At 40.9% G+C, this 26,773-nt stretch carries 26 protein-coding genes; 5 read left to right on the forward strand and 21 right to left on the reverse strand.

The features are described from left to right. From Q0X72_RS05160 to Q0X72_RS05180, 5 genes are all read right to left on the reverse strand, one after another. On the reverse strand, positions 1 to 1,483 hold a 1,483-nt coding region (locus tag Q0X72_RS05160; protein WP_297762578.1), incomplete at its 3' end, for an NADH-ubiquinone oxidoreductase-F iron-sulfur binding region domain-containing protein. Positions 1,484 to 1,486: 3 nt separating this feature from the next. Then, on the reverse strand, positions 1,487 to 2,320 hold the full coding sequence (fdhD, locus tag Q0X72_RS05165; protein WP_297762579.1) for a formate dehydrogenase accessory sulfurtransferase FdhD: 834 nt from the start codon (positions 2,318 to 2,320) through the stop codon (positions 1,487 to 1,489). Positions 2,321 to 2,485: 165 nt separating this feature from the next. Further along, entirely contained in the window at positions 2,486 to 3,001 is a 516-nt protein-coding gene (locus tag Q0X72_RS05170) for a gamma carbonic anhydrase family protein (protein ID WP_297762580.1), read from the reverse strand. A gap of 40 nt (positions 3,002 to 3,041) precedes the next feature. Then, positions 3,042 to 3,773 carry a LytTR family DNA-binding domain-containing protein gene (locus Q0X72_RS05175; RefSeq protein ID WP_297762581.1) on the reverse strand — a complete coding sequence of 244 codons (732 nt, stop codon included), beginning with the start codon at positions 3,771 to 3,773 and terminating at the stop codon, positions 3,042 to 3,044. Further along, on the reverse strand, positions 3,773 to 5,977 hold the full coding sequence (locus Q0X72_RS05180) for a histidine kinase (RefSeq protein WP_297762582.1): 2,205 nt from the start codon (positions 5,975 to 5,977) through the stop codon (positions 3,773 to 3,775). The genes Q0X72_RS05175 and Q0X72_RS05180 overlap by 1 nt, the downstream gene beginning before the upstream one ends. A 214-nt stretch (positions 5,978 to 6,191) precedes the next feature. Between Q0X72_RS05180 and Q0X72_RS05185 the strand changes: the two genes are divergently transcribed. Beyond that, positions 6,192 to 7,367: a vWA domain-containing protein gene (locus Q0X72_RS05185; protein ID WP_297762583.1), complete on the forward strand. Its 1,176-nt coding sequence runs from the start codon at positions 6,192 to 6,194 to the stop codon at positions 7,365 to 7,367. Between the two features lie 53 nt (positions 7,368 to 7,420). On the opposite strand, the gene Q0X72_RS05190 is transcribed toward Q0X72_RS05185, so the two are convergent. Then, the gene (locus Q0X72_RS05190) at positions 7,421 to 8,416 is read right to left on the reverse strand and encodes a type IX secretion system membrane protein PorP/SprF (RefSeq protein ID WP_297762584.1); all 996 of its coding nucleotides are present in this window, start codon (positions 8,414 to 8,416) and stop codon (positions 7,421 to 7,423) included. Positions 8,417 to 8,536: 120 nt separating this feature from the next. Here Q0X72_RS05190 and Q0X72_RS05195 point away from each other — a divergent pair, with 120 nt between their 5' ends. From Q0X72_RS05195 to Q0X72_RS05210, 4 genes are all read left to right on the forward strand, one after another. Further along, positions 8,537 to 9,439 carry a NifU family protein gene (locus Q0X72_RS05195; RefSeq protein WP_297762585.1) on the forward strand — a complete coding sequence of 301 codons (903 nt, stop codon included), beginning with the start codon at positions 8,537 to 8,539 and terminating at the stop codon, positions 9,437 to 9,439. A gap of 69 nt (positions 9,440 to 9,508) precedes the next feature. Beyond that, entirely contained in the window at positions 9,509 to 9,709 is a 201-nt protein-coding gene (locus Q0X72_RS05200) for a dodecin family protein (RefSeq protein ID WP_297762586.1), read from the forward strand. Between the two features lie 70 nt (positions 9,710 to 9,779). Continuing rightward, positions 9,780 to 11,816 (forward strand): thioredoxin domain-containing protein, encoded by a 2,037-nt coding sequence (locus tag Q0X72_RS05205; protein ID WP_297762587.1) that lies wholly within the window; start codon positions 9,780 to 9,782, stop codon positions 11,814 to 11,816. An 86-nt stretch (positions 11,817 to 11,902) separates the two neighbouring features. After that, entirely contained in the window at positions 11,903 to 12,724 is an 822-nt protein-coding gene (locus Q0X72_RS05210) for a mechanosensitive ion channel domain-containing protein (protein WP_297762588.1), read from the forward strand. Positions 12,725 to 12,750: 26 nt separating this feature from the next. Here the strand turns inward: Q0X72_RS05210 and tsaB are convergent, their stop codons facing one another. The 15 genes from tsaB to Q0X72_RS05285 form a co-directional block, all read right to left on the reverse strand. Beyond that, positions 12,751 to 13,422: a tRNA (adenosine(37)-N6)-threonylcarbamoyltransferase complex dimerization subunit type 1 TsaB gene (tsaB, locus tag Q0X72_RS05215; protein WP_297762589.1), complete on the reverse strand. Its 672-nt coding sequence runs from the start codon at positions 13,420 to 13,422 to the stop codon at positions 12,751 to 12,753. Positions 13,423 to 13,439: 17 nt separating this feature from the next. Then, a complete protein-coding gene (locus Q0X72_RS05220) occupies positions 13,440 to 14,780 on the reverse strand; it encodes a TolC family protein (RefSeq protein ID WP_297762590.1) in 1,341 nt (446 codons plus the stop codon). A gap of 46 nt (positions 14,781 to 14,826) precedes the next feature. After that, positions 14,827 to 15,966, reverse strand: a complete 1,140-nt coding sequence (locus tag Q0X72_RS05225) for an efflux RND transporter periplasmic adaptor subunit (protein WP_297762591.1) — start codon at positions 15,964 to 15,966, stop codon at positions 14,827 to 14,829. A 32-nt stretch (positions 15,967 to 15,998) separates the two neighbouring features. Then, entirely contained in the window at positions 15,999 to 17,261 is a 1,263-nt protein-coding gene (locus Q0X72_RS05230) for an ABC transporter permease (protein ID WP_297762592.1), read from the reverse strand. Position 17,262: 1 nt separating this feature from the next. After that, a complete protein-coding gene (locus Q0X72_RS05235) occupies positions 17,263 to 18,495 on the reverse strand; it encodes an ABC transporter permease (RefSeq protein ID WP_297762593.1) in 1,233 nt (410 codons plus the stop codon). Further along, positions 18,488 to 19,189 carry an ABC transporter ATP-binding protein gene (locus Q0X72_RS05240; RefSeq protein WP_297762594.1) on the reverse strand — a complete coding sequence of 234 codons (702 nt, stop codon included), beginning with the start codon at positions 19,187 to 19,189 and terminating at the stop codon, positions 18,488 to 18,490. Before Q0X72_RS05240 ends, Q0X72_RS05235 begins: the two co-directional genes overlap by 8 nt. 98 nt (positions 19,190 to 19,287) lie before the next feature. Then, positions 19,288 to 20,400 (reverse strand): efflux RND transporter periplasmic adaptor subunit, encoded by a 1,113-nt coding sequence (locus Q0X72_RS05245; RefSeq protein WP_297762595.1) that lies wholly within the window; start codon positions 20,398 to 20,400, stop codon positions 19,288 to 19,290. A gap of 31 nt (positions 20,401 to 20,431) precedes the next feature. Beyond that, positions 20,432 to 21,691, reverse strand: a complete 1,260-nt coding sequence (locus tag Q0X72_RS05250) for an ABC transporter permease (protein ID WP_297762596.1) — start codon at positions 21,689 to 21,691, stop codon at positions 20,432 to 20,434. A 20-nt stretch (positions 21,692 to 21,711) separates the two neighbouring features. Continuing rightward, positions 21,712 to 22,956, reverse strand: a complete 1,245-nt coding sequence (locus tag Q0X72_RS05255) for an ABC transporter permease (protein ID WP_297762597.1) — start codon at positions 22,954 to 22,956, stop codon at positions 21,712 to 21,714. A gap of 98 nt (positions 22,957 to 23,054) precedes the next feature. Continuing rightward, positions 23,055 to 23,291, reverse strand: coding sequence for a hypothetical protein (locus Q0X72_RS05260; protein WP_297762598.1), 237 nt, complete (start codon positions 23,289 to 23,291; stop codon positions 23,055 to 23,057). An 18-nt stretch (positions 23,292 to 23,309) separates the two neighbouring features. Further along, complete coding sequence (locus Q0X72_RS05265; protein ID WP_297762599.1) at positions 23,310 to 23,843, reverse strand: DUF420 domain-containing protein; 534 nt, start codon at positions 23,841 to 23,843, stop codon at positions 23,310 to 23,312. A 1-nt stretch (position 23,844) separates the two neighbouring features. Beyond that, the gene (locus Q0X72_RS05270; RefSeq protein WP_297762600.1) at positions 23,845 to 24,573 is read right to left on the reverse strand and encodes an SCO family protein; all 729 of its coding nucleotides are present in this window, start codon (positions 24,571 to 24,573) and stop codon (positions 23,845 to 23,847) included. Further along, positions 24,573 to 25,205 carry a hypothetical protein gene (locus tag Q0X72_RS05275; RefSeq protein WP_297762601.1) on the reverse strand — a complete coding sequence of 211 codons (633 nt, stop codon included), beginning with the start codon at positions 25,203 to 25,205 and terminating at the stop codon, positions 24,573 to 24,575. The genes Q0X72_RS05270 and Q0X72_RS05275 overlap by 1 nt, the downstream gene beginning before the upstream one ends. A gap of 72 nt (positions 25,206 to 25,277) precedes the next feature. Next, positions 25,278 to 25,661 (reverse strand): cytochrome C oxidase subunit IV family protein, encoded by a 384-nt coding sequence (locus tag Q0X72_RS05280; RefSeq protein ID WP_297762602.1) that lies wholly within the window; start codon positions 25,659 to 25,661, stop codon positions 25,278 to 25,280. 37 nt (positions 25,662 to 25,698) lie between these two features. Further along, a complete protein-coding gene (locus Q0X72_RS05285; RefSeq protein ID WP_297762603.1) occupies positions 25,699 to 26,676 on the reverse strand; it encodes a cytochrome c oxidase subunit 3 in 978 nt (325 codons plus the stop codon). Positions 26,677 to 26,773: the final 97 nt, after the last annotated feature.

The raw sequence follows: 26,773 nt of genomic DNA on the forward strand, positions 1-26,773 counted from the left end.
TTTCATGTCCTCGTTTTGTCCCCAATCTGCAGGGAAAGCACTTACCGCAACTTTCGTAGGCGGCAAAATCGAACAGATGCTCAATGTAGCGCATCATGGGATAATTTTCCGGGATACTAACCACTGAACCGTGTCCCAGTAAAAACCCAGCATTTGCAAAGGATTCAAAATCCAGGGTAAGCTCGTCCAGTTTTTTAACAGGAACTACCCCACCTAAAGGACCTCCTATCTGTAAAGCCTTTACCGGGCTTATAAATCCACCTCCAAGTTCATAAATCACTGTTTTCATCGGAGTTCCCATGACCACTTCGTAGATCCCGGGGCGTTTAAAAAAACTGTCCAGGCACACCAATTTAGTACCTGAAGACTTCTCGGTGCCAATTGCCTTCCAAGCGGCCCCTCCCTCGCTGATAATGTAGTGTACCGCAGCCAGGGTTTCGACGTTATTTACTACGGTAGGTTTGTTGAAGAGCCCGCGTTGGGCGGGATATGGAGGACGGATCCTGACTTCAGGGCGCTGTCCTTCTATGGAATTGATCAGTGCTGTTTCTTCCCCGCAAATGTAGGAACCCTGAGCCTGAATTATTTTAAATTCAAAATCAAAACCGCTTCCATGTATGTTTTGCCCAACCAGGGCATGGTCTTTTAGCTGCTCAATGGCATTTTGAACAATGTTTACTGCCTCCGGGTACTCGGCCCGAATATATACAATCCCGTGATGTGCTCCGGTTACGTAGCCGCTAACTAGCATGCCAAAAAGCACCGAATGAGGCCGCTGTTCCAGCAAATACCTGTCGGAATAAGCCCCGGGGTCCCCTTCGTCTGCATTGCATATAATGAATTTGACATCCCCTTTCGCCTTGCTGCAAAACTCAAGTTTGAGGCCCATAGGGAATCCTGCACCCCCTCTGCCCCGAAGGTTGGAGGTTTTGATCGCTTCCAGCGGCCCTTCTGGTTTATTTTGTAACACCTCCAGCCAGGGTTTGTAATATTCTTCAATACTGCTAAAGGGCTTGGTCAGAATGCCCTCATGGTTGGCACCCACATGGTAAGTATCGGGCCGGCTTTGGGCTTTGTCCTTAACGATGGCCGTCAGTTTATCGATAGCTGTTCCCGAAAAATTTCGGCCCTGAAAATGAAAAGAAGCATTTTCGTGGCATCGCCCCAAACATGTCATATGCCCAATCTGATTCGCAGAGAATTCCGTCCTGAGTTTTTCTAGTACCGCTGCTTGGGTGCCAGCACACTCACATGCCGTACCGTTACATACATACACTTTTTTACCCTTGTTTTCGGGTTTGAGAAAGTCGTAAAAAGAAGCTGTCCCGAAGGTATTGGCTTTGCCGATCAAAAACTCCTCCGCGAGCAGGGCAAGTTCCTTTTCATCTGGCGTACCGGCAGGCTGCGCCAGGTTTCCCAGTTTGTCAAAAAGGTTTTCTTGAAGGCCTTTACGGCCAAGTAGTTCGCTTAAATTGTCGGACATACGCTAGCTTACTTTAGGGTTCAGGGAACTAACTCGGTTATTGTTTAATCGATAGGGGTGGGCGTAACAGGTGGCCCGTCCTTCACGACAAAAGCCAAGAAGGGTAATACCGAATTCTTTGGCATAATCCACGGCCAGGGAAGACGGAGCCGATACGGCGGCTAAAAATGGGATTCCCGCTTTAAATGCTTTAATAGTTATCTCGTAGGAGATGCGCCCGCTGACCGTCATCGATTTGGCTTCGTCTAACCTTCCCACTAACAGCAACCACCCGATTGCTTTGTCCACGGCGTTATGGCGCCCTATATCTTCCTTAACCACCAGCAGGGATCCATTGGCATCGAATAGTGCAGCTGCATGGGTACCCCCGGATTGTTTGAAATCATGCTGGCCACGATTCATTTGCACAAACATATCTGTAAAACTTTCTGCGGAAAATTGCGTGGATGCCTCTATGGTCTCGCCCATATAGTTCTGTTCCCCAAGTTCTGTTTTACCACAAATCCCACAGGAAGAAACAGACAACAGACTTCGGCTGTTGGAATAGCCGACACCCAGATAGGCCTGCGGGATTTCTAAATCTACAACGGTTACAATGCCCTCTTCATTTTCCTTTTGAAATATGGTCTTAGGGTGAAACTGTGTTGAAGATATTATGGCTTCGCTGTGCAACAACCCGCGGATCAGGTCGTTATCTGCGCCCGGTGTCCGCATGGACATGGTGAAGGGCTTTCCATTAATGTTGATTTGCAGGGCTTCTTCCACGGTAAGGGCATCGACCACCGGGTCCACCCCTTGCACGTCAAATTTTTCCCCCTGATAGTTACGCGTTGCCATTATTACGACTCGTTTAATTCAATTCGCACGCTATCTTGTTTATTAAATATACGGGTTTTTCGGTAATTCGGGATAAAGCCAGGGGCTTGTGTGGTGTTAAAAAGTTTGTCAATGGTCTCGTCGGTATTTTCGTTTGGCAATAAATAAAGATTCCTCCCATTTTTACTATTCCTCCTTAAACCAACTGGCGTATTTTACATAGGAGTTGGCAATGCGCAGTATCTCACCCTGACTTAGTTCCGGACTAATATCTTTTAACTTTTTTGCGGGCATCCCACCATAAACCGTTCCCGACGGCACTACGGTGCCTTTGGTGAGCACAGCTCCGGCTGCTATTATGCTATTAGAGCCCACTATACAGTCGTCCATAATAATACTACCCATACCTATCAATACATTATCCTCAACGGTACAGCCATGTACAATTGCGTTATGAGCTATGGACACGTTATTTCCAATGTTTGTTGGTGCTTTTTGGTAGGTACAATGAATAATAGCACCATCTTGTACATTTACCTTATTTCCTATCCTGATATAATGCACATCGCCACGGATCACCGCATTGAACCATACACTACATTCATCACCCATGACCACATCACCAACAATAGTGGCATTATCAGCTATAAAACACTCTTTGCCGAATTTTGGGGTCTTCCCCTTAATTGTTTTAATTATCATAGCACTAAATTGTAATTAACACGGGTAATCTACCTCTCATTTATTCGAAATACGAAAGTAATTCCTTTTTTCTGGAAGCAGACACCATCAACTCTTTACCATTCGAAATTACAACACTTCCGCCTTTGCCTTTTCTATATTTTACTACCTCATTAATATTCACCAGAAAAGATTTATGAATGCGTACAAAATGAAATTCTGCGAGAGATTCCTCAAAATATTTGAGGGTCTTACTTACTAGAATCTTCCTGTCAGCTATAAAAATCTCGGTATAATTGTCATCGGCTTTACAATATAATATATCCGACACATTGAGTACCTGAAAACCATCTAATTGTGGTAACGTAATCTTGCCTTCTGCTTTCTTTATTGTTGTGGATAAAATTCGATCATTCAAGAGATCTTCCTTCGAAATAATCTCCTCCACATAGGCGACAGATTTTATAAGCTCATCTATATTTATTGGCTTCATAAGATAATATGCTGCATGCTGGTTTAGCGCTTCTATGGCATACTGATCATAAGCTGTAACAAAAACTGTCTCAAAAGTCCTGTTGGGCAATTTCTCAAGAAGGTCAAAAGCATTTCCAAATGGCATTTCCACATCCAGGAACACCAAATTGGGCTGTTCACTTTTAATAAGAGTAATCCCTTCTGCTATGTCAGCTGCTTCACCCACAACATTTACCTCACTGCAATAGTCTCTGAGATAATTCCGGAGTATTTCCCTGCTAGTAACCTCATCATCGATAATAACAGCTCTTAACTTCATCAACTTTTATTTAATGTTAAAATAACCTGCGTTCCCGAGCCATTCTCATTCAAATCCCTGACCTCAACCGAAATATTATTTTTGTACATATCATTCAAAATGGCGATTCGTTTTTTAATATTCCGCATGGCAGTAGATCGTTGTTTTTTTTGATGCTGCGTCTTTAATGCGGCCGACTTCTTTCTGCCTATACCATTATCTTCTATACAAATCTCCAGGCTTTCATTATTTTTTTGTGAGACACTAATTTTTAGGAGACCTGAAGATTCTCTATAGCGAAGTCCATGCCAAATAGCATTTTCGATATAGGGTTGTAACAGCATCGGAGGTATTTTATAGACCTCCCGGTTGATAGAATCTTCCACTTCCATGCTGTACGAAAATTTATCAGGGAACCTGGAATGCTCCAGTTTCAAATATAATTCCAGTAATTCAATCTCCTTATTTAGTGCTATAAAATCTTCTTCTGAGTTTTCGAGAACCGTACGCATCAGCGTGGAAAAATCGCTCAAATACCTGTTGGCGCTTCTTTCGTCGTGTTTGGAAATATAGTTATTGACGGAATTCAAGGCATTAAAAATAAAATGGGGGTTCATCTGGGATCTGAGCGATTTTAAAGCTAACAGGTTGTTCGCCAGTTTTTGTTTTTGTGTACTTCGGTAGAAAAAGAAGGCTGCAAGCGACATGAAAAGCATCCCGAATAGCAAAGAATAAATGACCCACAACTGCCTCTTGTTACTTTCTTCTGTCAACCGCTGCTCTGCCAGGGCCAGGTCATATTTACTCTGAGATAATTCTCGCTCTTGTTCCAGGCCTGTAATGCGGTTCTGGGATGCCGCTATTTCCCGATTTAACCTAGCTGCCCGTGATATTTCCTGTTCTTTGCGGCTATATAAGGTGTCTACTACGGCAACGTACTTTTGATAGGTTTCCAAAGCCCTGTCAAAATCACCTTGGCGACTGTATACCTCAGACAATTTCCTTGTGGCATCTTTTTGAACAAATAGATCTTCTTCTTGGTCTGCGGTTGCAATACTCCGTTCCAAATAGGGAACGGCCTCATCGTATTTATCCTGGGCTATATAAGCATTGGCAATTTTATAGTTGATTCGCTGACTGGTTATAGAGTCAGCACTTTTTAGATTACCTAAATTTTTACCAACAGGGGCCTGAATTTGCTCCATTTCCTGTAAGCTACTTTTCCGCAACTGTATCTCATCATCATACTGATTTCTTTTATTCAGAAAATCAGCTACCTTTTCTTTTTCCTGAATTGCTCTTTTCGGTGTCTGTTTCTTAGCCTCTCTTAAGGAATTATCATAATAAGCATTCGCTTCTTCCAAACGGTTCACTTGTGAATAAGCATCGGCAATTTTGGAATTTAGATCTGGAATTTTTGGACTGATCTGATTTTTTGTCGCAATTTTTAATCCTTCCTGATAATAGGCAACTGCCTTATTGGTATCTCCCAAACCTGAATGGGCTTCACCCAGGTTTTCATAAATTTCCACCCGCTGATAGGGTACAAGAGCCGTGTTTTTTTCCAAGGGTGTTAAGATGGTTATCGCTTCTTCCCATTGACGGTTTACATTATAAACTTTTCCCAAAGCAATTGCGGTACTGCTGCTGTAATGCGCTTCAAGCGCATCTTTATAATTGACGATTGCAAGGTCTAACTGCTGATAGTAATTATACACCTCTGCCAGTACAACAAGAGATGCGGCCAGTTCCTTTTTATTACCCCTATTCCCTAATTCTGCAATAGAACTGGCGATATAATCTATACTTTTTTCAATATTGGTCGGTTTAAACATCCTGGCCGAATCCAGATAAGCCTTATGCCGGGCAGTACCAGCAACAGAAAGGGCCTTTGCTGTTCTGCTAGCGGAAATTTCATTATAGCCTTCCACCAATACCAAAATCTTATCATCACCTTGAATAGTATGGTTTATAGTCTCAAACTCTGCGCTGGTAAACGTTAATATGTCCCCTATCGCAGCCTTAATCGAAAATTCGCCCAGGGCATTTGTAGAAGTATAACGTCCTTGGTTAGAAACTACTTCGGCCCCAGCAATAGGAGCATTACTATTTTTCTCTTTAACCGTCCCTTTAATGCTTAGTTCCTTTCTTTGATTTTGTGTCTGGGAGTTAGCATTAGAAACGACCAGGAGCATCGCTATTACTAAAAGTAATTTTACTCGCATGATTCGTATTATTAGGATAAACTTAGTCCATTTGAATCGTTTTAAAAAATGGTCTTTGCGCCGATCCTTGCAATAAACGTATGCTTTTTTAAACTTCCCGAAAGCAACCTGCCTGTTCCCTCATTCAGATGACCTGTTCACTCATTGCCGGTTTTTTAAAAAAAAGTTGCACCGTACTTTTCACCTAATATCATAACCCTTTAAATAAAAACAAATGAAAAAGTATGCCCACAAAACAATGATGCTCTTGTTATTACTATTTATAGGAACAAGCTTTGCTCATAATCAAAAATCTGCAGAACACTTCTCATCTAATGATCTCCAGAGTAACCCGGAATCTAAAATACATTCCAGGCAGCCTGTGGTGAAAATCGCGCTATTGTTAGATACCAGTAATAGTATGGACGGACTTATCAATCAGGCAAAATCACAACTCTGGGACATTGTTAACCAATTTGCCTATGCTAAATGTGGTAACAATAGTCGCCCTGGCCTGCAGATAGCGCTTTACCAGTATGGTAACAATGACCTAGCGTCACAGGAGGGATATGTGCAGCAAGTACTTGGTTTCAGTAGTGACCTGGATGAAATCTCGGCAAAATTATTTTCGCTTACGACAAACGGGGGAGAAGAATATTGCGGACAGGTAATCCACCAGTCCCTGCGACAATTAGATTGGGGTAAAAATCCAGACGATTTAAAAATGATATTTATTGCAGGCAATGAACCTTTTACACAGGGTAAAAAGGATTTTAGGGAATCTGTTATAAATGCCAAAGAGAAGGATGTAATTGTGAATACCATTTTTTGCGGCGATTACAGACAAGGAATAAAAACTCATTGGCAGGAAGGCGCCCTACTTGGCGGAGGGGAATATATGGCCATTGACCATAATAGGCAGGTTGTACATATTAAAACTCCCTATGATGAAATCATCATCCGACTGAATGCACGATTGAATAACACATATGTATCATATGGTGCCATGGGTGTTAGTCGTATGGCCATACAGGAGGAACAAGATTCGGAAGCCATGGAATTGCAGGAGGCGGTAGCCGTAAAACGTGCCGTAAGTAAAAGTTCTGAAATTTACAATAATGCAGAATGGGATCTTGTAGACGCTTCCTCAAGGAAAGATTTTGACCTGGCTAAAATTAAAAAAGAAACGCTCCCTGCTTCGCTCAGAGGAAAATCTGAAGGACAGATACAGGAATTCCTAGCCGAAAAAAAAGCAGAACGTCAACGTGTTCAGAAGGAAATACAGCAGGCAAATGCAAAACGAGAAGAATATCTGGCCAAGCAAGAGAAGAACGAAACAGGAGAACTAGAGCAAGCTATGTTAAAAGCCATTAAAAAACAGGCTGCTCAAAAAAATCTGTATTGGGAGTAAAATTTAGAATAGTCAAGATAAACGGACTTCAAGATTCTTCTTGGAGTCCTTTTCTAGTTGGCAGCAGGGCAAAAACAATCGAACCTGTTCTGACGTTCCGGACCAAAATCGTACCCCAGGGTGATCTGGTGGAAACCACCATTGTCAAAACGAATGTCCCCATTCTGATAAGAGTAATTATAAGAGAACATAAAGCGGTTATAGTTCACTCCAATAATAGGCGTGAATAGTTGTAAGCGCTGCTCCCCAAACTGTCCATTGGCTTGGTACTGAGCCCCATCAAAGCTTCTGCGATAGGAAAGTCCGGCCCAAACGGTCCCAAACGGAACATCTTTATAAACTTTTGCATTAAGATCTACTGTTTCTTCTTGCGTAAATTCAGTGATCTGAAATAAGATCGAAGGTTCTACTCGCCATTCAGTTTTTCCAAAAATATAGCCTACGGAAAACAAATACCTCCTTAGATTATCAAATTCAATGGCAGTATACAAGTCTCTTCCACTCCCAAGTGCATTTAATAAGGTAGCGTGGGCATAGAATTCCATATAATTATAAGACATGCCAAAATCGACATTAAAATAACCTACACTATTCCTCGCACCGGAAATAATCGGATCTGGAATAACCGACCGGAATTCGGTTTCGTCCAGGCTGCTAAGGATAAAGCCAGCACTAAGTCCAAAAGACAACTGATTAAGTAATCTGATATCTTCTCCAAATTGCAAATGATGGGCATATGTACCCTTTAAGCCTGTTTGTGAATGGTAGCCATTAGCGTCATTGAACAAGATAACTCCTACCCCACCTGGGCTCTCTCCTAACCTCCAATTAACACTTAAAGTCTGTAAATTGGGTGCTTCATCTACATTAAACCATTGTTTTCTGGCCGTAAGCCGTATTTTACCTCCCAGCCCTATACCCGCCATAGATGGGTGCACCAGATAGTAATTATCCGATAAATAATCAAAATAAACAGGGATGCCCTCTTGCGCATTAGAAGTACCAATGAAGCCGAGGTAAGCAATTAAAATAAAAAAGAGTTTTCTCATCTAGGATGGGACAAAGTGAATGGCTGTACGTTCAAATATAATGTATAACGGCTTAAAGCGAACATTATTATATGCTGGTTAGCTTGAAAAATGGTTGTATTTTTGCTTAAAATAGACAGCATGAAAGAGTATATAATTACCGTGAAGGAGACCAATACCCCGGCTATCTTAAAATTTGAGGCCAATCACTTTCTTACAACCAACACCAATTACGAGTTCAAAAATATAGATGAGGCCAAAGCGTCCCCATTGGCGCAGCAACTATTTTACCTTCCTTTTGTAAAGACAGTATACATTTCCGGCAATTTTATTGCCTTGGAACGATTTGATATTGTCGCCTGGGAGGATGTACAAAATGAAGTAGCCCAGCAATTAGTAGAATATCTTAATTCTGGTGCCCCTGTGATCATTGAAGAGGCCCCAGCAACTAAAGTGGCTATTACCTTGTATGCAGAGGTAACTCCAAATCCGTCTGTGATGAAATTTGTGGCCAACAAGAAATTAGTGCCTGCCACTTTTGAATTTAAGAACATTGATGAGGCCCAGGATTCTGAATTGGCTAAAGCACTCTTCCATTTTCCTTTTGTAAAGGAAGTTTTTATGGATGAGAACTACATTTCAGTTATGAAGTATGAGGTAGCGGATTGGAATGATATTACCATGGAACTTCGGGAAATGATCCGTGTTCATATTGCTGAAGGAAAAGAAATTGTATCGGCACAGGCAGAGACAACTCAAAGTAACAAAAATCCCGAAAAACAGGCGGCAATTGCATCCGATGACGAAACCTCTCAACAGATCATCCAGATCCTGGAAGAATATGTGAAACCGGCGGTTGCCATGGATGGGGGGAATATTCTCTTTCAATCCTATGATGAAGAGCTAAAGACCGTGAACGTGATTTTACAAGGCGCTTGTAGTGGCTGCCCCTCTTCTACCTTTACCTTAAAAAACGGCATTGAGACCATGCTTAAAAACATGATGGGAGATAAGATACATGAAGTTGTTGCTATCAATGGCTAATACCCTTCTGAATACTTGCAATTTCTTCAAATTCTTCGGACCTTTAAAGGAACCTAAAATGTAAGTATTATGTCAATTTTAAAAGTAATAGAAGTATTAGCAAATTCTAGTGAAAGCTGGGAAGATGCAACCCAAAAAGCGGTCGCTCAGGCCTCTAAATCGGTAAAAAACATTCGTTCGGTTTATGTGAATGAACAAAGCGCCACCGTAAAAGACGGAAGGGTAGATGATTTTAGAGTAAATGTAAAGATCACTTTCGAAGTGAAGTAGGTCTTTTAAAAAAAATATAAAGCACCTTTATTGGTGCTTTTTTTTTGATCATTTTGTAAAGCTGCATACCTTGAATACACCCTCAGCACATACCAATGCCCTGATCCGTGAAACCAGTCCGTATCTTTTACAGCATGCCCACAATCCGGTAAACTGGAATGCCTGGAATCCCGAAGTCCTTGCCCAAGCTAAAAAAGAAAATAAACTGATTTTGATCAGTATAGGGTACGCCGCTTGCCACTGGTGTCATGTGATGGAACATCAGTGTTTTGAAGATGAGGAAGTCGCCGAAGTAATGAATCAGCATTTTGTCAATATAAAGATAGACAGGGAAGAAAGACCAGATGTGGACCATATCTATATGGATGCATTACAGATGATGACCGGAAGCGGTGGCTGGCCCCTGAATATTGTGGCTTTACCAGATGGCCGCCCTTTCTGGGGAGCTACCTATGTTAGGAAGAACGATTGGATCACGGTTTTAGAACAATTGGCAGCACTCTATAAGACCGATCCTAAGAAGGTAACAGACTATGCCCAAAATTTGGCGAACGGCCTTCAAAGCATCAATCTCATTCCTACTCCGGAAAAACAGGAAACGATCACCAAAGAAGCCATAAAAGGTGCTGTCTCCCAATGGTCACAATACTTTGATACTTTTTTGGGAGGACATAAGAGGGCCCCAAAATTTATGATGCCTGTAAATCTCGATTTCCTCTTGCACTATGCCACCTTATTTCAGGACAGGAATATCACAGATTATGTGCACACTACACTTACCCGCATGGCCTATGGAGGCATTTATGACCATTTGGGAGGAGGGTTTTCCCGCTATTCGGTAGACACCAAATGGCATGTTCCGCATTTTGAAAAAATGCTCTATGACAATGCCCAATTAATCTCCTTATACGCCAAGGCCTTTGGAGCCAATGGTAATATTTTGTACAAAAAAGTGGTAGAGGAAACCATTACCTTCCTGACACAGGAATTGATGTCCCCAGAAGCCGGATTTTATTCTTCCCTGGATGCTGATAGTCTCGATCAAAAAGGTAAGCTTACCGAAGGGGCTTATTATGTATGGACAGAAGCGGCACTGCAAGAACTATTAAAGGATGATTTTGCCCTCTTTAAAGATTATTACAATATAAATTCCTACGGATTTTGGGAGGAGGAACTGTATGTCCTGATCCGGGATGCCACTGATGAAGAGATAGCCAACAAACACCACCTTGATGTTGAAACCCTCAATAAAAGAATTGAGAAATGTAAAAAACGCCTGTTGACCAAGCGAGAATTACGTCCCAGACCAAGGTTAGATGATAAGATATTAACCTCCTGGAATGCCTTGATGATCAAAGGTTTGGCTGAGACCTATCGCTATCTCGGCAATGCGAAGTATCTGGTCATGGCTAAAAAAACCGCTGCCTTTTTAGAACATAGGATAGTTAAAAAAGATGGGAGTCTATACCATAACCATAAGGAAGGAAAGAGCACCATTGAAGGGTTTTTAGAAGACTATGCCACTCTGATCGATGCATATTTGGCCTTATATGAAGTTACTTTTGAAGAAGTGTGGCTGAAACGGTCTGCTTCACTAATGGACTACTGTCTACTACACTTTTTACAGGAAGAAAGCGGTTTGTTCTATTTTACTTCCGATACCCAGGAGGTTATGGTTAGAAGGTCGCTGGAAACTACAGACAATGTGATTCCTGCCTCCAATTCTATCATGGCTCATTGCTTATTTAAACTATCGGGCTATTACCCCAAAGCCGATTATTTTGCTCATTATGAAAAGATGTTAGCCCATATGCGTGAAAGCATCCTGAAAAATCCCAATAGTCATGCTCACTGGCTTCAACTCCCGCTATTTCATATTTTTCCGTTTCGGGAAGTGGTTATCACCGGAGAATCTTATCAGGAATATGCTGCTATCATCAGGCGTCAATATTTTCCAAATATTCTCCTTGCCGGAACAGATAATAAAGGGACACTCAACCTTTTTGAGAATAGGATGGAACCTGCGAAAACTCTGATCTATGTCTGCGAAAATGGGGCATGCCAACTTCCGGTATCGTCGCCAGATGAAGCACTTTCATTACTATGAACTCTCTAAAGGCTTAACAAGACTTTAAAGAATAAAATTTGACAATACTCTTAAATTTCCGTTGCTTTGCAGCCTAATAAAATAATATGGCCTCATTTTCAGAATATACAGAATATTTAGACCAGGGTGTACAGTGGATTATAGAGATCTTACCAAACCTTATAACAGCCACAATAATACTTGTTGTAGGTTATTGGATCGTGAAAATCATTAACCGACTGGTTCATAAATTCTTTCAAAAAAAAGATTACGATCTGGCATTGGAGTCGTTCCTCCAAAGCTTTATCAGCATTGCCTTAAAATTATTGCTCTTTGTATTGGTGATAACCCAGTTGGGAGTAAAATCATCTTCCCTAGTGGCATTGGTTGGTGCGGCTGGTTTAGCCGTTGGCCTCGCCCTGCAGGGTTCACTTTCCAATTTTGCAGGAGGGGTACTGATCCTGGTCTTTAAACCATTCAGGGTAGGCGATTTTATTTCGGCTCAGGGAGTTGATGGTACGGTAAAGGAGATCACTATTTTCACAACAAAATTGAATACATTTGGGAACCAGGTGGCCATTCTGCCTAATGGTCAACTCTCCAACAACAACATCATTAATTACAATGCCGAGGATACCCGCAGGGATAAGATCGATATCGGCATAGGATATGGTTCCAACATCAAAAAAGCCAAAGAGATCCTGCTGGATATTTGTGCCTCTCAGGAAGGGATCATGAAAGATCCTGCTCCCGCAGTATTTGTGGGCGCATTGGCAGATAGTTCAGTAAATCTAACCTTGAGATTCTGGGCAAAAAATGAAGATTTCTGGGCAGCGCACTTTTTTGTGATGGAAGAGACCAAGGCCCGTTTCGACAAAGAAGGTATTGAGATCCCTTTCCCACAATTAGATGTACATCAGAAAGGATAGTTATTCAAATTAAAGGGAATGGAAGATCATTTCTTCTTCTGCTGAAGAATAAAATCCTTTAAGTAATAGGGTTCGAAATACGCGACATCTTCAAACGAACCTTGCTGATATTTTCTATAGGCCTCCATAGACATTGTCTTGGAGGATGGTATAAGAGAATCGTCAAAAGAAAAGTTGGGATGCGTAAGTACATCCATGCACTTTGCAGCGCCACTCCCAACAAGACAAACTTTTCCTTTCATTGCAAATTCCGCAAAGGAAGCAGGTTCAATGATCACTGCCTTGGTAGGCACTACTTCAGCATGGTCTGCATCAAAAACCGCAGCATAGACCTCCATTCTTCTCGCATCCAACATCGGAATAACTACCCCGGAAGCAATCTCCTTCTGCAGGGCCATTCCCTTAAGAGTTGCTGTAGATATCAATGGAATATCCAGTACGTAACATAGCCCTTTAGCTGCTGAAACTCCTATTCGGAGTCCGGTGTATGAACCAGGACCCTTACTAACCGCTATAGCATTTAGCTGCTGTAGTGATACACCTGCCTCTTCCAGAACTTCTGAGATAAAAAGATGGAGCTGTTCCGAATGGGAAAAGGAAGGACTGTTATGTTCCTTACTAGCCAAAAGCTCCCCTTCCCTGGCAAGGGAAACGGAGCAATTGGTTGAAGCTGTTTCTAACTGTAAGATCAAGGCCATAAGGCCACAAAGATAGATTAGTTTAGAACAATAGGAAGACCATAGAAGAATTCCAGGACCTTAATTCTAAAGATATAATTGTACTTATTGCGAATTACCTCGGCCTCAGCGTTGTCTACTCTGGATTGTGCCTGACTAAAATCGAAAGCGTTCATTAGGCCTACTTCAAAGCGATCTTTGGTATAATCATAAGCCAGCCTGCGAGCATCGAGCGTCTTTTGAGAAGCTTCATATGCCTTTGCCGTATTTTCAACATCTACATAAGCCTGATTGATAGTAGTTTCAAGGTCTAGTTTGGTCTGTTCCAATTGCAACCTGGCCTGTTCCACACTGATCTGAGAACGTCTGATGTTATTGCGCGTGCTGAATCCATTAAAGATAGGGATGTTCATCTGAGCCCCATAAGAGATCCCATCGTTGATCCACAACTGATCCTGGAAGGCTATCTTTTCACCTGTGAACGGATCCCTTGTTTGATCAGAATACCGGGTGTTGTAGTTAAAAAAGGCTCCAATTGTTGGGAATACCGCCCCTTTGGCAATTTCAAGATCTTTTTCTGCGAGATCTACACCAGTTTCTGAAAATTTAATGTCGTTTCGAAAGGACAATGCCTTGTCAAAGATCACTTTAGGTGAATATTTAAGAATGTCTGATGGTGGAACATTAAAATCTTCATCCGCGATATCGAAATTCTCATAGTCCGTGATCTGCAGGAGTTGAGCAAGCGCAATTCTTGATAACAATACCAAATTTTGGTTATTGATGATCGTCTGCTCCTGAGTAGCTGCCGTTGCTTCTACTTCCAAAAGATCACCTCTTGGTACTACACCCGACTCCACTAGTTCCTTGGTCCGTTTCAGATCCTCAACAGTAACTGCATATTGGGCCTTAGCCACCTTTAATGATTCCTTGTTAGAAAGAACGCTTAAATAGTTATTGGCAACATTCAGCCTAATATCATCTACAAGATCATTGAGCCGATATTGGTTGGAAACCTCACTGAGTTTTGCCCTGTTTATCCTGTGAATATTTCGAAGTCCGTCAAACAATGTAACACCAGAAGTAACATTGGCACTGGCTGAAAAAATAGTTGCAGAAACAAATCCATTGGTCGTAGGATCCAGGATAAGTCCTGTACTACCAGAGGTACTCGTCTGTGCATTTAAATTAGGCAGCATATTTCCTAATGCATCCGATTTATCTATTCTTGCATTCTCCAGGTCTAGTTCAAATTGCTCAATTGTGAGGTTATTATCTACTGCAAATGTGACACATTCCTCCAAGGTCCATTTTCTCATTTGTGCAGTGATTGTTCCCACAGACAAAAGGAATAGTAGTATGGATATTTTAAATCTCATGGTCTCGTTTTTTGATTGCTTATTCTTTGATTACTTGCTATTATGATCAGGAGTTAGATTCTTCCTCTTCGTCTTCTTCTTCACCCTTTTTAATCGGCTCCGTTTTATTCCAGATCTTCACATTGTCACTTTCAGTAAGACCAGAAACTATTTCTACATTTACTCCGTCAGAGATCCCTATTTCAATGTCTTTTCGTTCAAAGTTCTGATCTCCCACAGATAGCTCAACATAAGGCTTATCTGTTTCCTTATCGAATTGTAAGAGGGCTTCTGGAATTACCAGGATGCTGTCCCGTTTCTCAAGAACTAAAGATGCGTTCGCACTGTAACCTGCCCTGATGAAGATAGAGTCGTTTACCTTTACATCTCCTTCAATTTTGAATTGAACGGCACCTGCTTCCTCTACACCTTTTGGAGCAATAAATTTAAGTAACGCCTCAAATTTTTGATCCTCTATTGCCCCTAAACTAATTTCTAACGGCATTCCAAGCCTTAATTTTCCTACTTCACCTTCATCCACTTTTCCTTCGAAGATCATTTGGCTCAGGTCAGCAATAGTGGCTATGGTTGTTCCATCGTTAAAGTTGTTACTCTGAATAACCTGGTCACCTACTTCAACCGGGATCTCTAAAATAGTACCATTCACTGTAGCCCTAATATTGGTATTGGCACTAGCCGATCCTCCCGCAGATCCAATTCGGATGATCTGATAATCTGCCCTGGAATTCTCCAGTTCAAGTACCGCCTGGTCATACCTTAATTTAAGGGCATTAAAATCCTGGCTAGAGATGACCCCTCTATCAAACAATTGTTTGTTTCGGTCGTACTCAATTTTAGTATTGTTTAAAGATGCTTCAGCATTTCTTACCCTACCTCTGGCAGAGTTAAGCGACTGCTCATTGGGAACCACTTTGATCACAGCTATCAGATCACCGGCTTTTACCGGGTCTCCTTCCTCCATAAATATCTTTTCAATGATCCCGGATATTTGAGGCTTGATCTCTATCTCATCCTGAGGTATGACCTTCCCTGTGGCTACCGTTTTCTTTTCAATATTGGCAATAAAAGGATTCTTGGTTTCATAGGTAACAGCGCCTTTACTATTTGATTTAATAAAGAAAGCCGCGGCCCATAAAGCTCCTAAGGCTAGGACTGCTATTAGTCCATATTTTACATATTTGTTCATCTTCTTACTGTGTTATTTAAAGTTGTTAGTTATTACTCTTCTCGTAAGGCATCTATGGGTTTTATACTCACAGCACGTTGCGCCGGAATAAGGCCTATTAAAGTACCTAAGATCACCATCACCAATAACGCTCCAATGACCAGGGGTATGGGCACCGTAGGATTGGTATAAGGAAAATCTGAATCCTGTGTTAAATTGTTTATTAAATTCAAAACTCCGGCTCCCATAATAATACCTATGACCCCTGCGATCATGGTAAGGAAGACAGATTCTAAAATGATAAGCGATCTTACTTCGTTAGGAGTGGCACCTAAAGCCCTGCGTATCCCCAATTCCTTGGTACGTTCTTTTACCGAGATCAAAAGAATATTCCCAATACCAATAACACCAGCTAAAATGGTAGCAAGACCAACGATAAGTGATACAAATGTGAGCCCATTAGCAAACCCCATGATCTTATTAAAGATCTCTCCCAAATTAAAAGCTCCAAAGGCTCTTTCATCATCCGGGTGCACTCTATGAATACTTTTTAAGACAGATTTAATGTCTTTCTCAACCTGTACAACATCGGCATCGTCATAAGCCGCAATTGTAAAATACTGTGCATTGTCAGCAGTGTTATACAGCTTTTGAAAAGTTGAAAATGGAATATAAATATCCCCATCCGTGCCAAATGGTGTAGTTTGTGTAAATTTATGAACACCCACTACCTGGAAATAGATCCCATCAATTCTTATATATCCTCCAATAGGATCCTCATCTTTTTCAAACAATTCCTGCTCCGTACGCTCCCCAATTACACATACCTTCCTGGCCTGTTCCTCGTCTTCATCATTTATAAAGCGACCATTGTCATAGATCTTTTGCGTTGCCATCTTTGCGATAACCGGAAAGTATCCATAAACAGGATAACTGTTCGATTTTAGACCTCTTACTCCCTGGGCCGCTTCTCCTCCAAACACACCTTTGGTGTTTACCGGAGCTATGTATTGTATTTCAGGAATTCTGTTTTCCAGAGTAATCGCGTCACCTACCTTTAATCGCATTCGCCTTCCAGTTTTATAGCCGGCGTAAGGCATGCTTGTAGACTGTGACCATGCCCAAATACTGTTTTTGGCAACGGTCTCAAAATTACGCTCAAAACCGTTATCCAAACCTTTGGATGCACCTGCGAGTACTATATAGATAAATATCCCCCACATTACCCCAATCACCGTGATTATGGTCCGCGTTTTATTCTTTCCGATAGAACCGAAGATTTCTTGCCAGGTATTTTTATCAAATAAAAATCGCATATTATTCGTCGTTTAGAGCTTCAATCGGTTTTATTCTCGCTGCGCGTTTTGCAGGTATATAGCCGGCCAAACTTCCAAAAAGGATCAAGACCAGGGTTGCAGATATAGCAAGTCCTGTGCCGATGCCCGGATTTAATATAAAATAGTCGTCCATTAGCTTATCACCCAGGGTACTTAAAAGCGCCATCCCAATGATCATTCCTAAAAAGCCCGATATGGTGGTGATAAAGATAGATTCTAATAGAATTACTGAGATCACGGAACGTGGGGTTGCCCCAATAGCCTTACGGATCCCAATTTCCTTGGTACGTTCCTTCACTACATATACCATTATATTGCTGATCCCAATTATTCCGGCAATGATAGTACCGAATGCTACCAAAGCAGCTATAATGGCCAATACCCCGGCAAAGTCCTGGTTTTGTTTTAACTGATCGGCTACATTGCGAACAAAGAAGCCATTTTCGTCATCCGGACTAATAAATTTCTTGTCTTTCAGATACTTTTCCAGACTACGTTGAAAAACCATGGCTCCTGTATACCCCAATTCTTCTTTAAAGCCAATAACGATCTGCCCTATTTTATCTGTATTCTTTTCAATTAATTGACGTGTAGTATAAGCCATATAAAGTTGACGTTCCTCATTGTCACCCCCATCGTCCTGGAAAACACCTACTACCTTAAAAACACTCCCACCAACATCTATAAATTTGCCCATGGAGTTCATTGTTCCAAACAAGTCTTGTTCTACCAACCTGCCTATCACAACATTCTTGGTCCTGTTCTTAACATCTTCCTGGTTAATATACCTGCCCTTCATCATAATGGTCTTCTCGGCAAATTGCTGGCCCCAGTCTACCCCAATAGTGGTGTAGTTATTAGACTCCTCTTTATATTTAACCAAGGCACTTCTAAATATCCTTGGTGAAATATATTCCACGAACATGGAGAAATCTTCCTTTATATCTGTAAGATCATCGTTTTCAAACTCGATCTGTCGTAGCGACTTATATCCTTTGTAAGGAACAGATGTTCTACCTGGAAAAATATATATAACATTTGTAGCATCCTGAGAGAAGAAGAATTCGAAGGTATTCTGAAGACCATTGGTCATACCTACCAGACCCACAAAGATCAGTATCCCTAAAGACACCGTAAATCCGGAAAGAACGGTTCGAAGTTTGTTCTTCCGAATGGTGAGAAATATTTCCTGCCAGGTATCCCTACTAAACATGCGCTTTGGCTCTAACTTGTTTTACCTTTTCGTCTTTAATGATAACTCCATCCCTGAGGTACACTATACGTTTGCACATCTGCGCAATATCAGTTTCGTGGGTTACTACCAGGATGGTATTGCCTTGATCATTGATCTTTTGAATAAGTTCCATTACCTCGTAAGAAGTAGTACTATCCAATGCTCCTGTTAACTCATCTGCCAACAATACCTTGGGTTCTGCTACCATGGCTCTTGCAATAGCCACCCGTTGTTTTTGTCCTCCGGAAAGCTCACTTGGCAGGTGATGCGACCATTCTTTCAGGCCTACCTGCTCCAAGTACTTCATGGCCTTTTCCTGTCGCTGTTTTCTGGGCATCTTCTGATAATAGAGAGGGAGTGCCACATTTTCGAGCGCGGTCTTATAGTTGATCAGATTAAATGACTGGAAAATAAATCCAAGGAATTTGTTTCGGTAATTGGCTGCTTTGGTTTCATTTAGATTTTTGATTGGAATGCCATCAAGATCGTATTCCCCCTCATCTGCCTCATCTAACATCCCAATGATATTCAATAAGGTAGATTTCCCGGAACCAGAAGAGCCCATAATCGCCACCAATTCACCTGCTTCAACGGAAAAGTTGATTCCTTTTAATACGTGCAGAGAATTACTTCCCATCTTATAAGATTTATGAAGATCTTTTATTTCAATCATGGTTGGTGCTTTTTAGTGTATTGTTGCCAATCCCTCGATAAGACTGGCAAGTTGTTGATTTGTTACAAATATTTCTCGAAAAATTATGTTAAAATACTTTATCCATCATATCCTTCAGACTGTAAGGCATTCCATACCTTGATCATATCTTCTGCTTTTAGACCCGACTTTATTTCAACGTAGATCCCATCACTGATCCCTAATTCCAGATCTTTCCGGGTAAATTTCTGATCTCCTGTGGCTATTTCAACAAATGGTTTTTTGGTTTCAGGATCGAACTGAACCAGAGCTTCTTTTATGGCTAAAACATTATCTGCACGGGCCAATATAATGGAAGCATTAGCACTAAGTCCTGCTCTTATGAAAACAGTATCACCCTTATTGAGAGTCCCCTTTATTTCGAATTGTATAGCCCCATTTTCGGCTTTTCCTTTTGGGGCGATATAGTCTAGCACAGCGTTGAATACTTTGTTCTCTATAGCTCCAACTGTGATCTCCAGGGGCAGATTCTCTTTGATCTTCCCTACTTCAGACTCATCAACTTTCCCTTCAAAGATCATCTTGTTCACATCTGCAATAGCTGCAATGGTAGTTCCTTCGTTAAAGTTATTACTTTCAATTACCTGGTTCCCTACTTCTACAGGAACTTCCAGGACCATGCCACTTACAGTAGCCCTAATTAATGTATTTGCTGCATTGCTAAGCCCCCTGGTGGTGCCGGTCTGCACAATGTCATATCTTTTATTGGCAGCAGAATAGGCTTGTTTCGCCTGGTCATAATTTACCTGAGCCCTTTCCTGGTCAACTTTTGAAACTACGCCTTTGGAAAAGAGTTCACTTTGGCGCTCAAAATTACGCCTTTGATCTGCCAAGTTGATCCTCGCATCTTCAATCCCATTTTTAGCATCATTCAGAGCATTTAAATTAGGTACCACTTTGATCTTGGCGATCAGATCCCCCGATTTTACAAAATCGCCTCCTTCTACATAGATCTCTTGTATTACGCCAGAAATATTAGGTTTGATGAGTACCTCTTCCAGGGGCAGAATACTTCCGGTAGCAACTGTTTTTCTAATAATGGTGCGTCTTTCTGCTTGCTCAGTTTCATACACCACAGGGTCCTCGGAGTTCTTCTGATATAAGTAGATCATAGACGCCCCAAAGGCAAGTACAATGACCAACAAGGTGATGATAGTAATAGATTTTTTCATTTTTTGATAGTATTATTTTGATTGATTTATTTTACTCTGTTCTCAAGGCGTCTATGGGTCTTACTTTTATAGCACTTTGTGCGGGGATAAATCCTGCCAGCAGACCCGAAATAATCAGGATCACCAGAGCCGCTGTTACTACTCCCAGATTTACACTTGGATTAATAAACATATCTACCGGGCCATTGGCATCTAATATGGCATTCACCCCATAGATAAATAGGGCTCCACATACGATCCCTGCCATACCGGAAATTATGGTAAGGAAAATAGACTCTAACAGGATCTGTTTTTTAATAGACCATGGGTCCTCACCCAGGGCCCTTCGAATTCCTATTTCCTTAGTACGCTCCTTCACCACGATCAACATTATGTTGCTAACCCCAATGATCCCGGATAAGAGCACCAGAACACCAACGAAATACCCAATAAAACTCATGGCACCAAACAAGCTTTCCACCCGATTGAATTCTTCGTATAAGTCAAAATAACCTACAGCCCGGGTATCGTCCGGATGTATCTTATGCGTCATTTTCATCTGGTTGACTAGGTTCATTTTCAGATCTGAAATAGGATACCCATCTTTTGCCGTGATAGACATCCATCCCACATTATTCCCCCTGTTAAAAGCCTGGGAAAAAGAGGTAAAGGGCACATATATTTCCTTTTGTCCCTCCTCTCCATCTCCATTATTGGTCCTTTTCTTATAGGTACCTACTACCATAAAATTTACTCCTTGAATCTTGATATAAGACCCCAACACTTCTTCTTCCTTTTCATATAATTCATTGCGAACACCCAGACCAATTACGGCTATCTTTCGTTTAGCATTAATGTCATTGTGATTCAGAAAACGGCCTGAGGTAATTGCCATGGGTTCTTGTTTTATAATCTCCGGATAATCCCCATAGACATTATAAGCCCCTATTTTGATTCCTTTTACTACGTTGTTACTCCCGCGAAAGCCCCCGAGTTGATTTCTGGGGGAGATATACCGTAATTGAGGAAATTTTTCCTTGAGTGTTGCCACGTCCTCAACCTTAAAACTAAAATTCCTTCCAATTGGAAGACCCATATGTGCTTTGGTGGTACTACGGGTCCATATAAACATTGTATTGGTGGCGATGTCCCCAAAATCTGCCCTAATACCGTTCTCTAGTCCTTTACCTGCAGAAAGTAAAATAATTAGAATAAGGATGCCCCAGAAAACCCCAAAGGCCGTAAGAACGGTCCGGAACCAATTACTGGTTAGGACCTCCAAGACCTCTTTCCAACGATCTCTGTTAAACATAGCTCTTTGTTGCTTTTATCTTATTCATCACGCAGCGCATCAATAGTATGGATATGGGCAGCTCTCCACGCCGGAAAAAATCCTGCTATAGTGCCTGCCAGGATCAATACAAAAACTGTGGCCAGGGCAACATTAAAATTTACTGAAGGATTTTTTACATAGTCTACCTCAACATAAGGCCCTACTATTTCCAACAAACCCATACTGAAAATGAGTCCGGCAAATCCTGAGATTGCGGTTACAAAAATAGCTTCATGCAAGATCATCCCAATAATAGACCAGGGTTTTGCTCCCAAAGCTTTTCTTATCCCGATCTCTCTGGTGCGTTCTTTAACTACAATGAGCATAATATTGCTCACACCAACCACACCGGCAATGATGGTACATATCCCTACAAACCAGAAAAAGAATTTGATATTTCCTACAAGACTAAAATATCTTTTGGCCTCCTCAAGGGCACTCCAAACCTGTATAGCACTGGTGTCGTCCGGGGCTACGGTATGAACTTGTTGCAGATGTGAACGCAAATTATTCTTAAATGCAACAGCCTGAATGACCGCTTCATCAAAATTTTCAACCGGGGGTAAAGTGTATGAGATATTGCTGATCCTATCCCCACCATTAAATACTTTTTGTGCGGTAGTAACCGGAATATAGATGCGTTCTTCTTCGCGTTCCTCCCGTTCGTCAAAGACCCCAACGATCTTAAAGAGTACTCCTGAAATATTGATAAATTCCCCAATTGGGGTGTCTACTGCCTTAAAAACATCTTGTTTGATCTTTCTTCCTATTATGGCAACTTTTCCTGTATTTATCTCATCGAAATAATTGAGAAAACGCCCTTCGGCTAGTTTGGCATTATCGATAAACTGATAGTCATAAGAAACACCACGAACCCCGTACACCAGAGCCTCTTTTCCGTAGTTAACTGAAACGTTGCGTACAAAAATAAGAGGCGATTTATACTCTACCTTATCACTAAACAAGGCATTTGAACTATTGTAATTATCATTGCGCAATTGAATACTCCTACCGGGATTTAGACCCTTGTATTCCTTGGTAGTTACTCCCGGCCATACCTCAACAATGGTGGTGGCATCTTGCTCAAATTCATAGCTGATACCATTCTGCATGCCCTGACCAAAACCCAGAAGAATGACCAACATAAATATCCCTGAAGCCACAGAGACGCCGGTAAGAAAAGTGCGTAATTTATTTTTTCGGATGGTATCGAAGATCTCCTGCCACCTCTCAAGATCGAACATTGGGTTAGTGTTTACAAAATGAGATACTATATATAGACTGTTAAAGGTCTAATTTGTTACAGTAAAACCTGTAAAAACCATGTTAAATCTTAGAAAATTCAGGATTTCATTTTTCGGTAGATAAAAAAGAAAAGTGCCCCGATCAGGATATACGGAATTGCCATTAGATAGACGATGCCATTATTGATTCCTTCTGCTACCGCAGTATTGTCATCACTTTCCAGGACCGCCCTGCACATCGCACATTGTGCTTCTCCCACAAAAGGGAGTAATAGCATAAAACTCAATACCAGGAGTATTTGCTTTTTAAGTAGGAAATTGGTCTTTTTAGACATTGAATAAAAATCTAATAATTAAAAACTGTAATAAGGTGAGATCATAAGATAAACTACTACCCCGCTTACTGCAACGTAAAACCAGATAGGAAAGGTAATCCTGGCTAATTTTTTATGCCTTTCAAAATTCTTCAAATAGGCTCTTGCATATGTATGTAATACAAGAGGTATAATGGCAATAGATAAAAGAACATGACTGATCAAAATAAAATAATATACGTACCTGATAATACCTTCGCCGCCAAAAGAGGTAGAATCTGAGGTCATATGATAGGCCACATACATCAGCAGAAAGACCAGTGATAGGGCAATGCAACTTGTCATCAGGTTTTGATGCAATTGACGTTTTCCATTCTTAATAGCCAATACCGCCGCAATCAACAAAAGCGCGGTAAGTCCATTAATAGAGGCATATATTGGGGGCAGGAAACTTAAGGGTTCCACATTCGGAAGGCGTACACCAAATAAAATAGCTACAACAAGCGGGATCAAAATTGAGATGATCATTATCCCTCTATTCACTTTTTTTTCTTTTAATGTAACGGCACTCATCTTACTCTTCCAATAATTTTTTTATGTCTTCTTTTAAAATACTTATCTGTTCTTCTTCGCCCTCAAGATTCTGGCCTTGAGATGACTTAATGGTACCCCTGTAATAAATAAGAGGATTGCCATAGTTGTCTTTTCTAGACCGTAGATATCCATTCTTGTCCACAAGCGCAAAAAGACCGGAATGTTCAAATCCTCCTGGTACATCGGGAGCAATGGCAGCAAAAATATTAAAGCCCACATTGGCCAGTTCATATATTTTTTCTGAATCCCCTGTAAGTAAATTCCAGTCCATATCCGTAATACCATACTTCTCAGCATAGGCTTTTAGAACAATAGGCGTATCATAGTCCGGATTGATAGTAAATGATGCGATCCCAAAATTTTCAAAATCTCTAAATTCTTCCTGGATCTCCACAAGATTTTCACTCATAATAGGACAAATGCTCGGGCAGGTTGTAAAAAAGAACTCAACCACATACACCTTCCCTCGGTAGTCTTCATTACTTATAAGCAGACTGTCCTGATTGAGAAAATTAAAAGGAGGTACTCTGCGCTTATTACCGTCTAGTGTTATATAATCTAAAGATCCATCAACTCCTTCTGCCACATTCATTCGGGTATTCTCCACCACCTTCCCCGACTTAATTCTGTCTACGATCCTGGGAATAAAGATGATACCAAAGATCAGTACGATAAGAGAGACCCAAACATAGGTGTACTTGTTTTTCATTAATCAGATCGCTTTGCGTTGTTTTTCTTAAGGGCCAATCTGTATTCTGCAAGGATGATCTTTACATCATCTTCCATCTTATTATTTAATTCTGCCACAGAAGAAGTATTAAAACCATATTTAGTGCCCTCGTCCTCATCTTCTTTTCTGCCTCTAAGATTTTTGTCCTTATCTATAATAAAAACATAGGGTGTTCCCATATCCCCTTCTAGCGGCACGTCTGTTTCCAGTGAATTGTAAAAATTTAGTATATCCTTATCCTCTGCATAGATAAATTTCCAGTTAGAGGCATCCGTTAGATTATTGAGTTCATTTTTGATCTCCTGAACCACAGAATCTGTACCAATAGGCATCACCATGACAATCTGAAAATCCTTGAACTCATAAAAGCGTTTATAGATCTTCTGATTCAGATTAAAGGCATTTCCCTTTTTTAAGGCTGCATTCCTGCCCAAAAACCCCAAGATGGTGATCTTGTCATTTAGGGTCACTGAGGCATCCAAGGTGCTAACGTCATCTACATTGCCAGTTAGGGTAGGAAGTTTCCCAAAGTTGTTTACCCCCGAAGCAAAAAAGATATAGGCCACCAAGGGAAGTATAAATAAAACAACAAGGACAAAAGTTTTTTTCATAGCCATTTGAAACGCCTTACAAAAATAAAAAAGACGGTTGTTATACCGTCTTTATTTGTTGTTAATTCCATGTTAGAAATTCCATTCTATAAAGCCGTCCTTAAAGACGTTATAAATATAATCTGCTTCAAATAGCAAGATAAAGATAAGGTAACTGACCAGGAAGATAGGTGTCCATACAATGGCACGTCTTAGCGAACTTTTTTCGTCTCTGAGGTGCATAAAATCCCATGCTATATAATATGCCTTTACCAGGGTGAGTATGATGAAGACCCAGTTGAGTATCTTCATTCCTATAAAGGTATTGGCTACTAATATATGTGGTTTTGTGATACCCAAAGCAACTTCAATGGTGGTCACTATAGTAAGGAAAATAAGAACGCCCCAGATCTTTTGGGTGTTCGATTTGAATTTCACTGTACCCCTAAAGATGGCTAATTTATGTTCGTGTGACATGCGTATTACTTTTATAAACTTTTAATTCGATGACTCTTTAAACAAGGTAAAAGAAGGTAAAGACAAATACCCACACAAGATCTACAAAGTGCCAGTACAACCCAACTTTCTCAACCATTTCATAATGGCCCCTACGCTCATAGGTGCCTAAAATAATATTAAAGAAGATAATGACATTGATCACTACTCCTGAAAAAACGTGAAATCCGTGAAATCCTGTAATAAAAAAGAAGAAGTCGGCAAATAGACGGCTTCCGTATTCATTTCGAATAAGGTTTGCACCTTCTACCACCAACTGTGCATCTTTGATCTTGGTAAGGGATTCTTCTCTGGTCAGTAAGGTCTTTTCACCTTCTTCAGTAATGGTCTCGGTCCTGATCAGAATATTGGGATCTGCTAAAAAGCCCTCGGTAACTTCATTCACAGTATAGCTTGGCAAACTTCCTTCTCCATAAAACCAAACTCCGTCATTGTAATCGTGAACGGATCTATCACCCGGAATTACTTTTGCAAAATCTGCAAGTGCAGCCCGCTCTCCCGTATCTGCCTTTACAAATTGAAGTATACGACCACCTTTTGTCTCCAATGCACCATAGTCGCCTTTTATAAAAGTAGCCCATTCCCAGGCTTGCGATCCAACAAAGATAGCCCCACCAATAATGGTAAGGAACATATAGAGGATGGCCTTGTTCTTCATCATTTTATGACCAGCATCCACAGCCAACACCATGGTTACAGAAGACATAATAAGTACAAAGGTCATAAAGGCCACATAGTACATCGGAAAATTCCCATGAATAAAAGGTACGTGGGTAAACACCTGATCGGCAATTGGCCAGGTCTCAATAAACTTAAATCTTGAAAATCCGTATGATGCTAAAAAGCCAGAAAAGGTTAGCGCATCCGAGACAATAAAGAACCACATCATTAATTTTCCGTAACTCGCTCCTAAAGGTCGGTTACCACCTCCCCATACATTCTCTTCCTCTGCTCCTGTAGTGATCGTAGAATCCATAAAGTATTGATCGTATTAAGATAATTTTAGCAAAAATACATTTTTTTCATCTAAAGAAAAGCGATTCTCATTCTGAAAAGGTCATATTTTTCATTCT

Source organism: uncultured Muriicola sp. (genome assembly GCF_947258935.1).
GTDB lineage: Bacteria > Bacteroidota > Bacteroidia > Flavobacteriales > Flavobacteriaceae > Muriicola.

Excerpts from the sequence above, each read along its gene's own strand:
- fdhD (WP_297762579.1), bottom strand. The coding sequence starts at position 2,320 with ATGGCAACGCGTAACTATCAGGGGGAAAAATTTGACGTGCAAGGGGTG.
- Q0X72_RS05170 (WP_297762580.1), bottom strand. The coding sequence starts at position 3,001 with ATGATAATTAAAACAATTAAGGGGAAGACCCCAAAATTCGGCAAAGAG.
- Q0X72_RS05175 (WP_297762581.1), bottom strand. The coding sequence starts at position 3,773 with ATGAAGTTAAGAGCTGTTATTATCGATGATGAGGTTACTAGCAGGGAA.
- Q0X72_RS05180 (WP_297762582.1), bottom strand. The coding sequence starts at position 5,977 with ATGCGAGTAAAATTACTTTTAGTAATAGCGATGCTCCTGGTCGTTTCT.
- Q0X72_RS05185 (WP_297762583.1), top strand. The coding sequence starts at position 6,192 with ATGAAAAAGTATGCCCACAAAACAATGATGCTCTTGTTATTACTATTT.
- Q0X72_RS05190 (WP_297762584.1), bottom strand. The coding sequence starts at position 8,416 with ATGAGAAAACTCTTTTTTATTTTAATTGCTTACCTCGGCTTCATTGGT.
- Q0X72_RS05195 (WP_297762585.1), top strand. The coding sequence starts at position 8,537 with ATGAAAGAGTATATAATTACCGTGAAGGAGACCAATACCCCGGCTATC.
- Q0X72_RS05200 (WP_297762586.1), top strand. The coding sequence starts at position 9,509 with ATGTCAATTTTAAAAGTAATAGAAGTATTAGCAAATTCTAGTGAAAGC.
- Q0X72_RS05210 (WP_297762588.1), top strand. The coding sequence starts at position 11,903 with ATGGCCTCATTTTCAGAATATACAGAATATTTAGACCAGGGTGTACAG.
- tsaB (WP_297762589.1), bottom strand. The coding sequence starts at position 13,422 with ATGGCCTTGATCTTACAGTTAGAAACAGCTTCAACCAATTGCTCCGTT.
- Q0X72_RS05220 (WP_297762590.1), bottom strand. The coding sequence starts at position 14,780 with ATGAGATTTAAAATATCCATACTACTATTCCTTTTGTCTGTGGGAACA.
- Q0X72_RS05225 (WP_297762591.1), bottom strand. The coding sequence starts at position 15,966 with ATGAACAAATATGTAAAATATGGACTAATAGCAGTCCTAGCCTTAGGA.
- Q0X72_RS05230 (WP_297762592.1), bottom strand. The coding sequence starts at position 17,261 with ATGCGATTTTTATTTGATAAAAATACCTGGCAAGAAATCTTCGGTTCT.
- Q0X72_RS05235 (WP_297762593.1), bottom strand. The coding sequence starts at position 18,495 with ATGTTTAGTAGGGATACCTGGCAGGAAATATTTCTCACCATTCGGAAG.
- Q0X72_RS05240 (WP_297762594.1), bottom strand. The coding sequence starts at position 19,189 with ATGATTGAAATAAAAGATCTTCATAAATCTTATAAGATGGGAAGTAAT.
- Q0X72_RS05245 (WP_297762595.1), bottom strand. The coding sequence starts at position 20,400 with ATGAAAAAATCTATTACTATCATCACCTTGTTGGTCATTGTACTTGCC.
- Q0X72_RS05250 (WP_297762596.1), bottom strand. The coding sequence starts at position 21,691 with ATGTTTAACAGAGATCGTTGGAAAGAGGTCTTGGAGGTCCTAACCAGT.
- Q0X72_RS05255 (WP_297762597.1), bottom strand. The coding sequence starts at position 22,956 with ATGTTCGATCTTGAGAGGTGGCAGGAGATCTTCGATACCATCCGAAAA.
- Q0X72_RS05260 (WP_297762598.1), bottom strand. The coding sequence starts at position 23,291 with ATGTCTAAAAAGACCAATTTCCTACTTAAAAAGCAAATACTCCTGGTA.
- Q0X72_RS05265 (WP_297762599.1), bottom strand. The coding sequence starts at position 23,843 with ATGAGTGCCGTTACATTAAAAGAAAAAAAAGTGAATAGAGGGATAATG.
- Q0X72_RS05270 (WP_297762600.1), bottom strand. The coding sequence starts at position 24,573 with ATGAAAAACAAGTACACCTATGTTTGGGTCTCTCTTATCGTACTGATC.
- Q0X72_RS05275 (WP_297762601.1), bottom strand. The coding sequence starts at position 25,205 with ATGAAAAAAACTTTTGTCCTTGTTGTTTTATTTATACTTCCCTTGGTG.
- Q0X72_RS05280 (WP_297762602.1), bottom strand. The coding sequence starts at position 25,661 with ATGTCACACGAACATAAATTAGCCATCTTTAGGGGTACAGTGAAATTC.
- Q0X72_RS05285 (WP_297762603.1), bottom strand. The coding sequence starts at position 26,676 with ATGGATTCTACGATCACTACAGGAGCAGAGGAAGAGAATGTATGGGGA.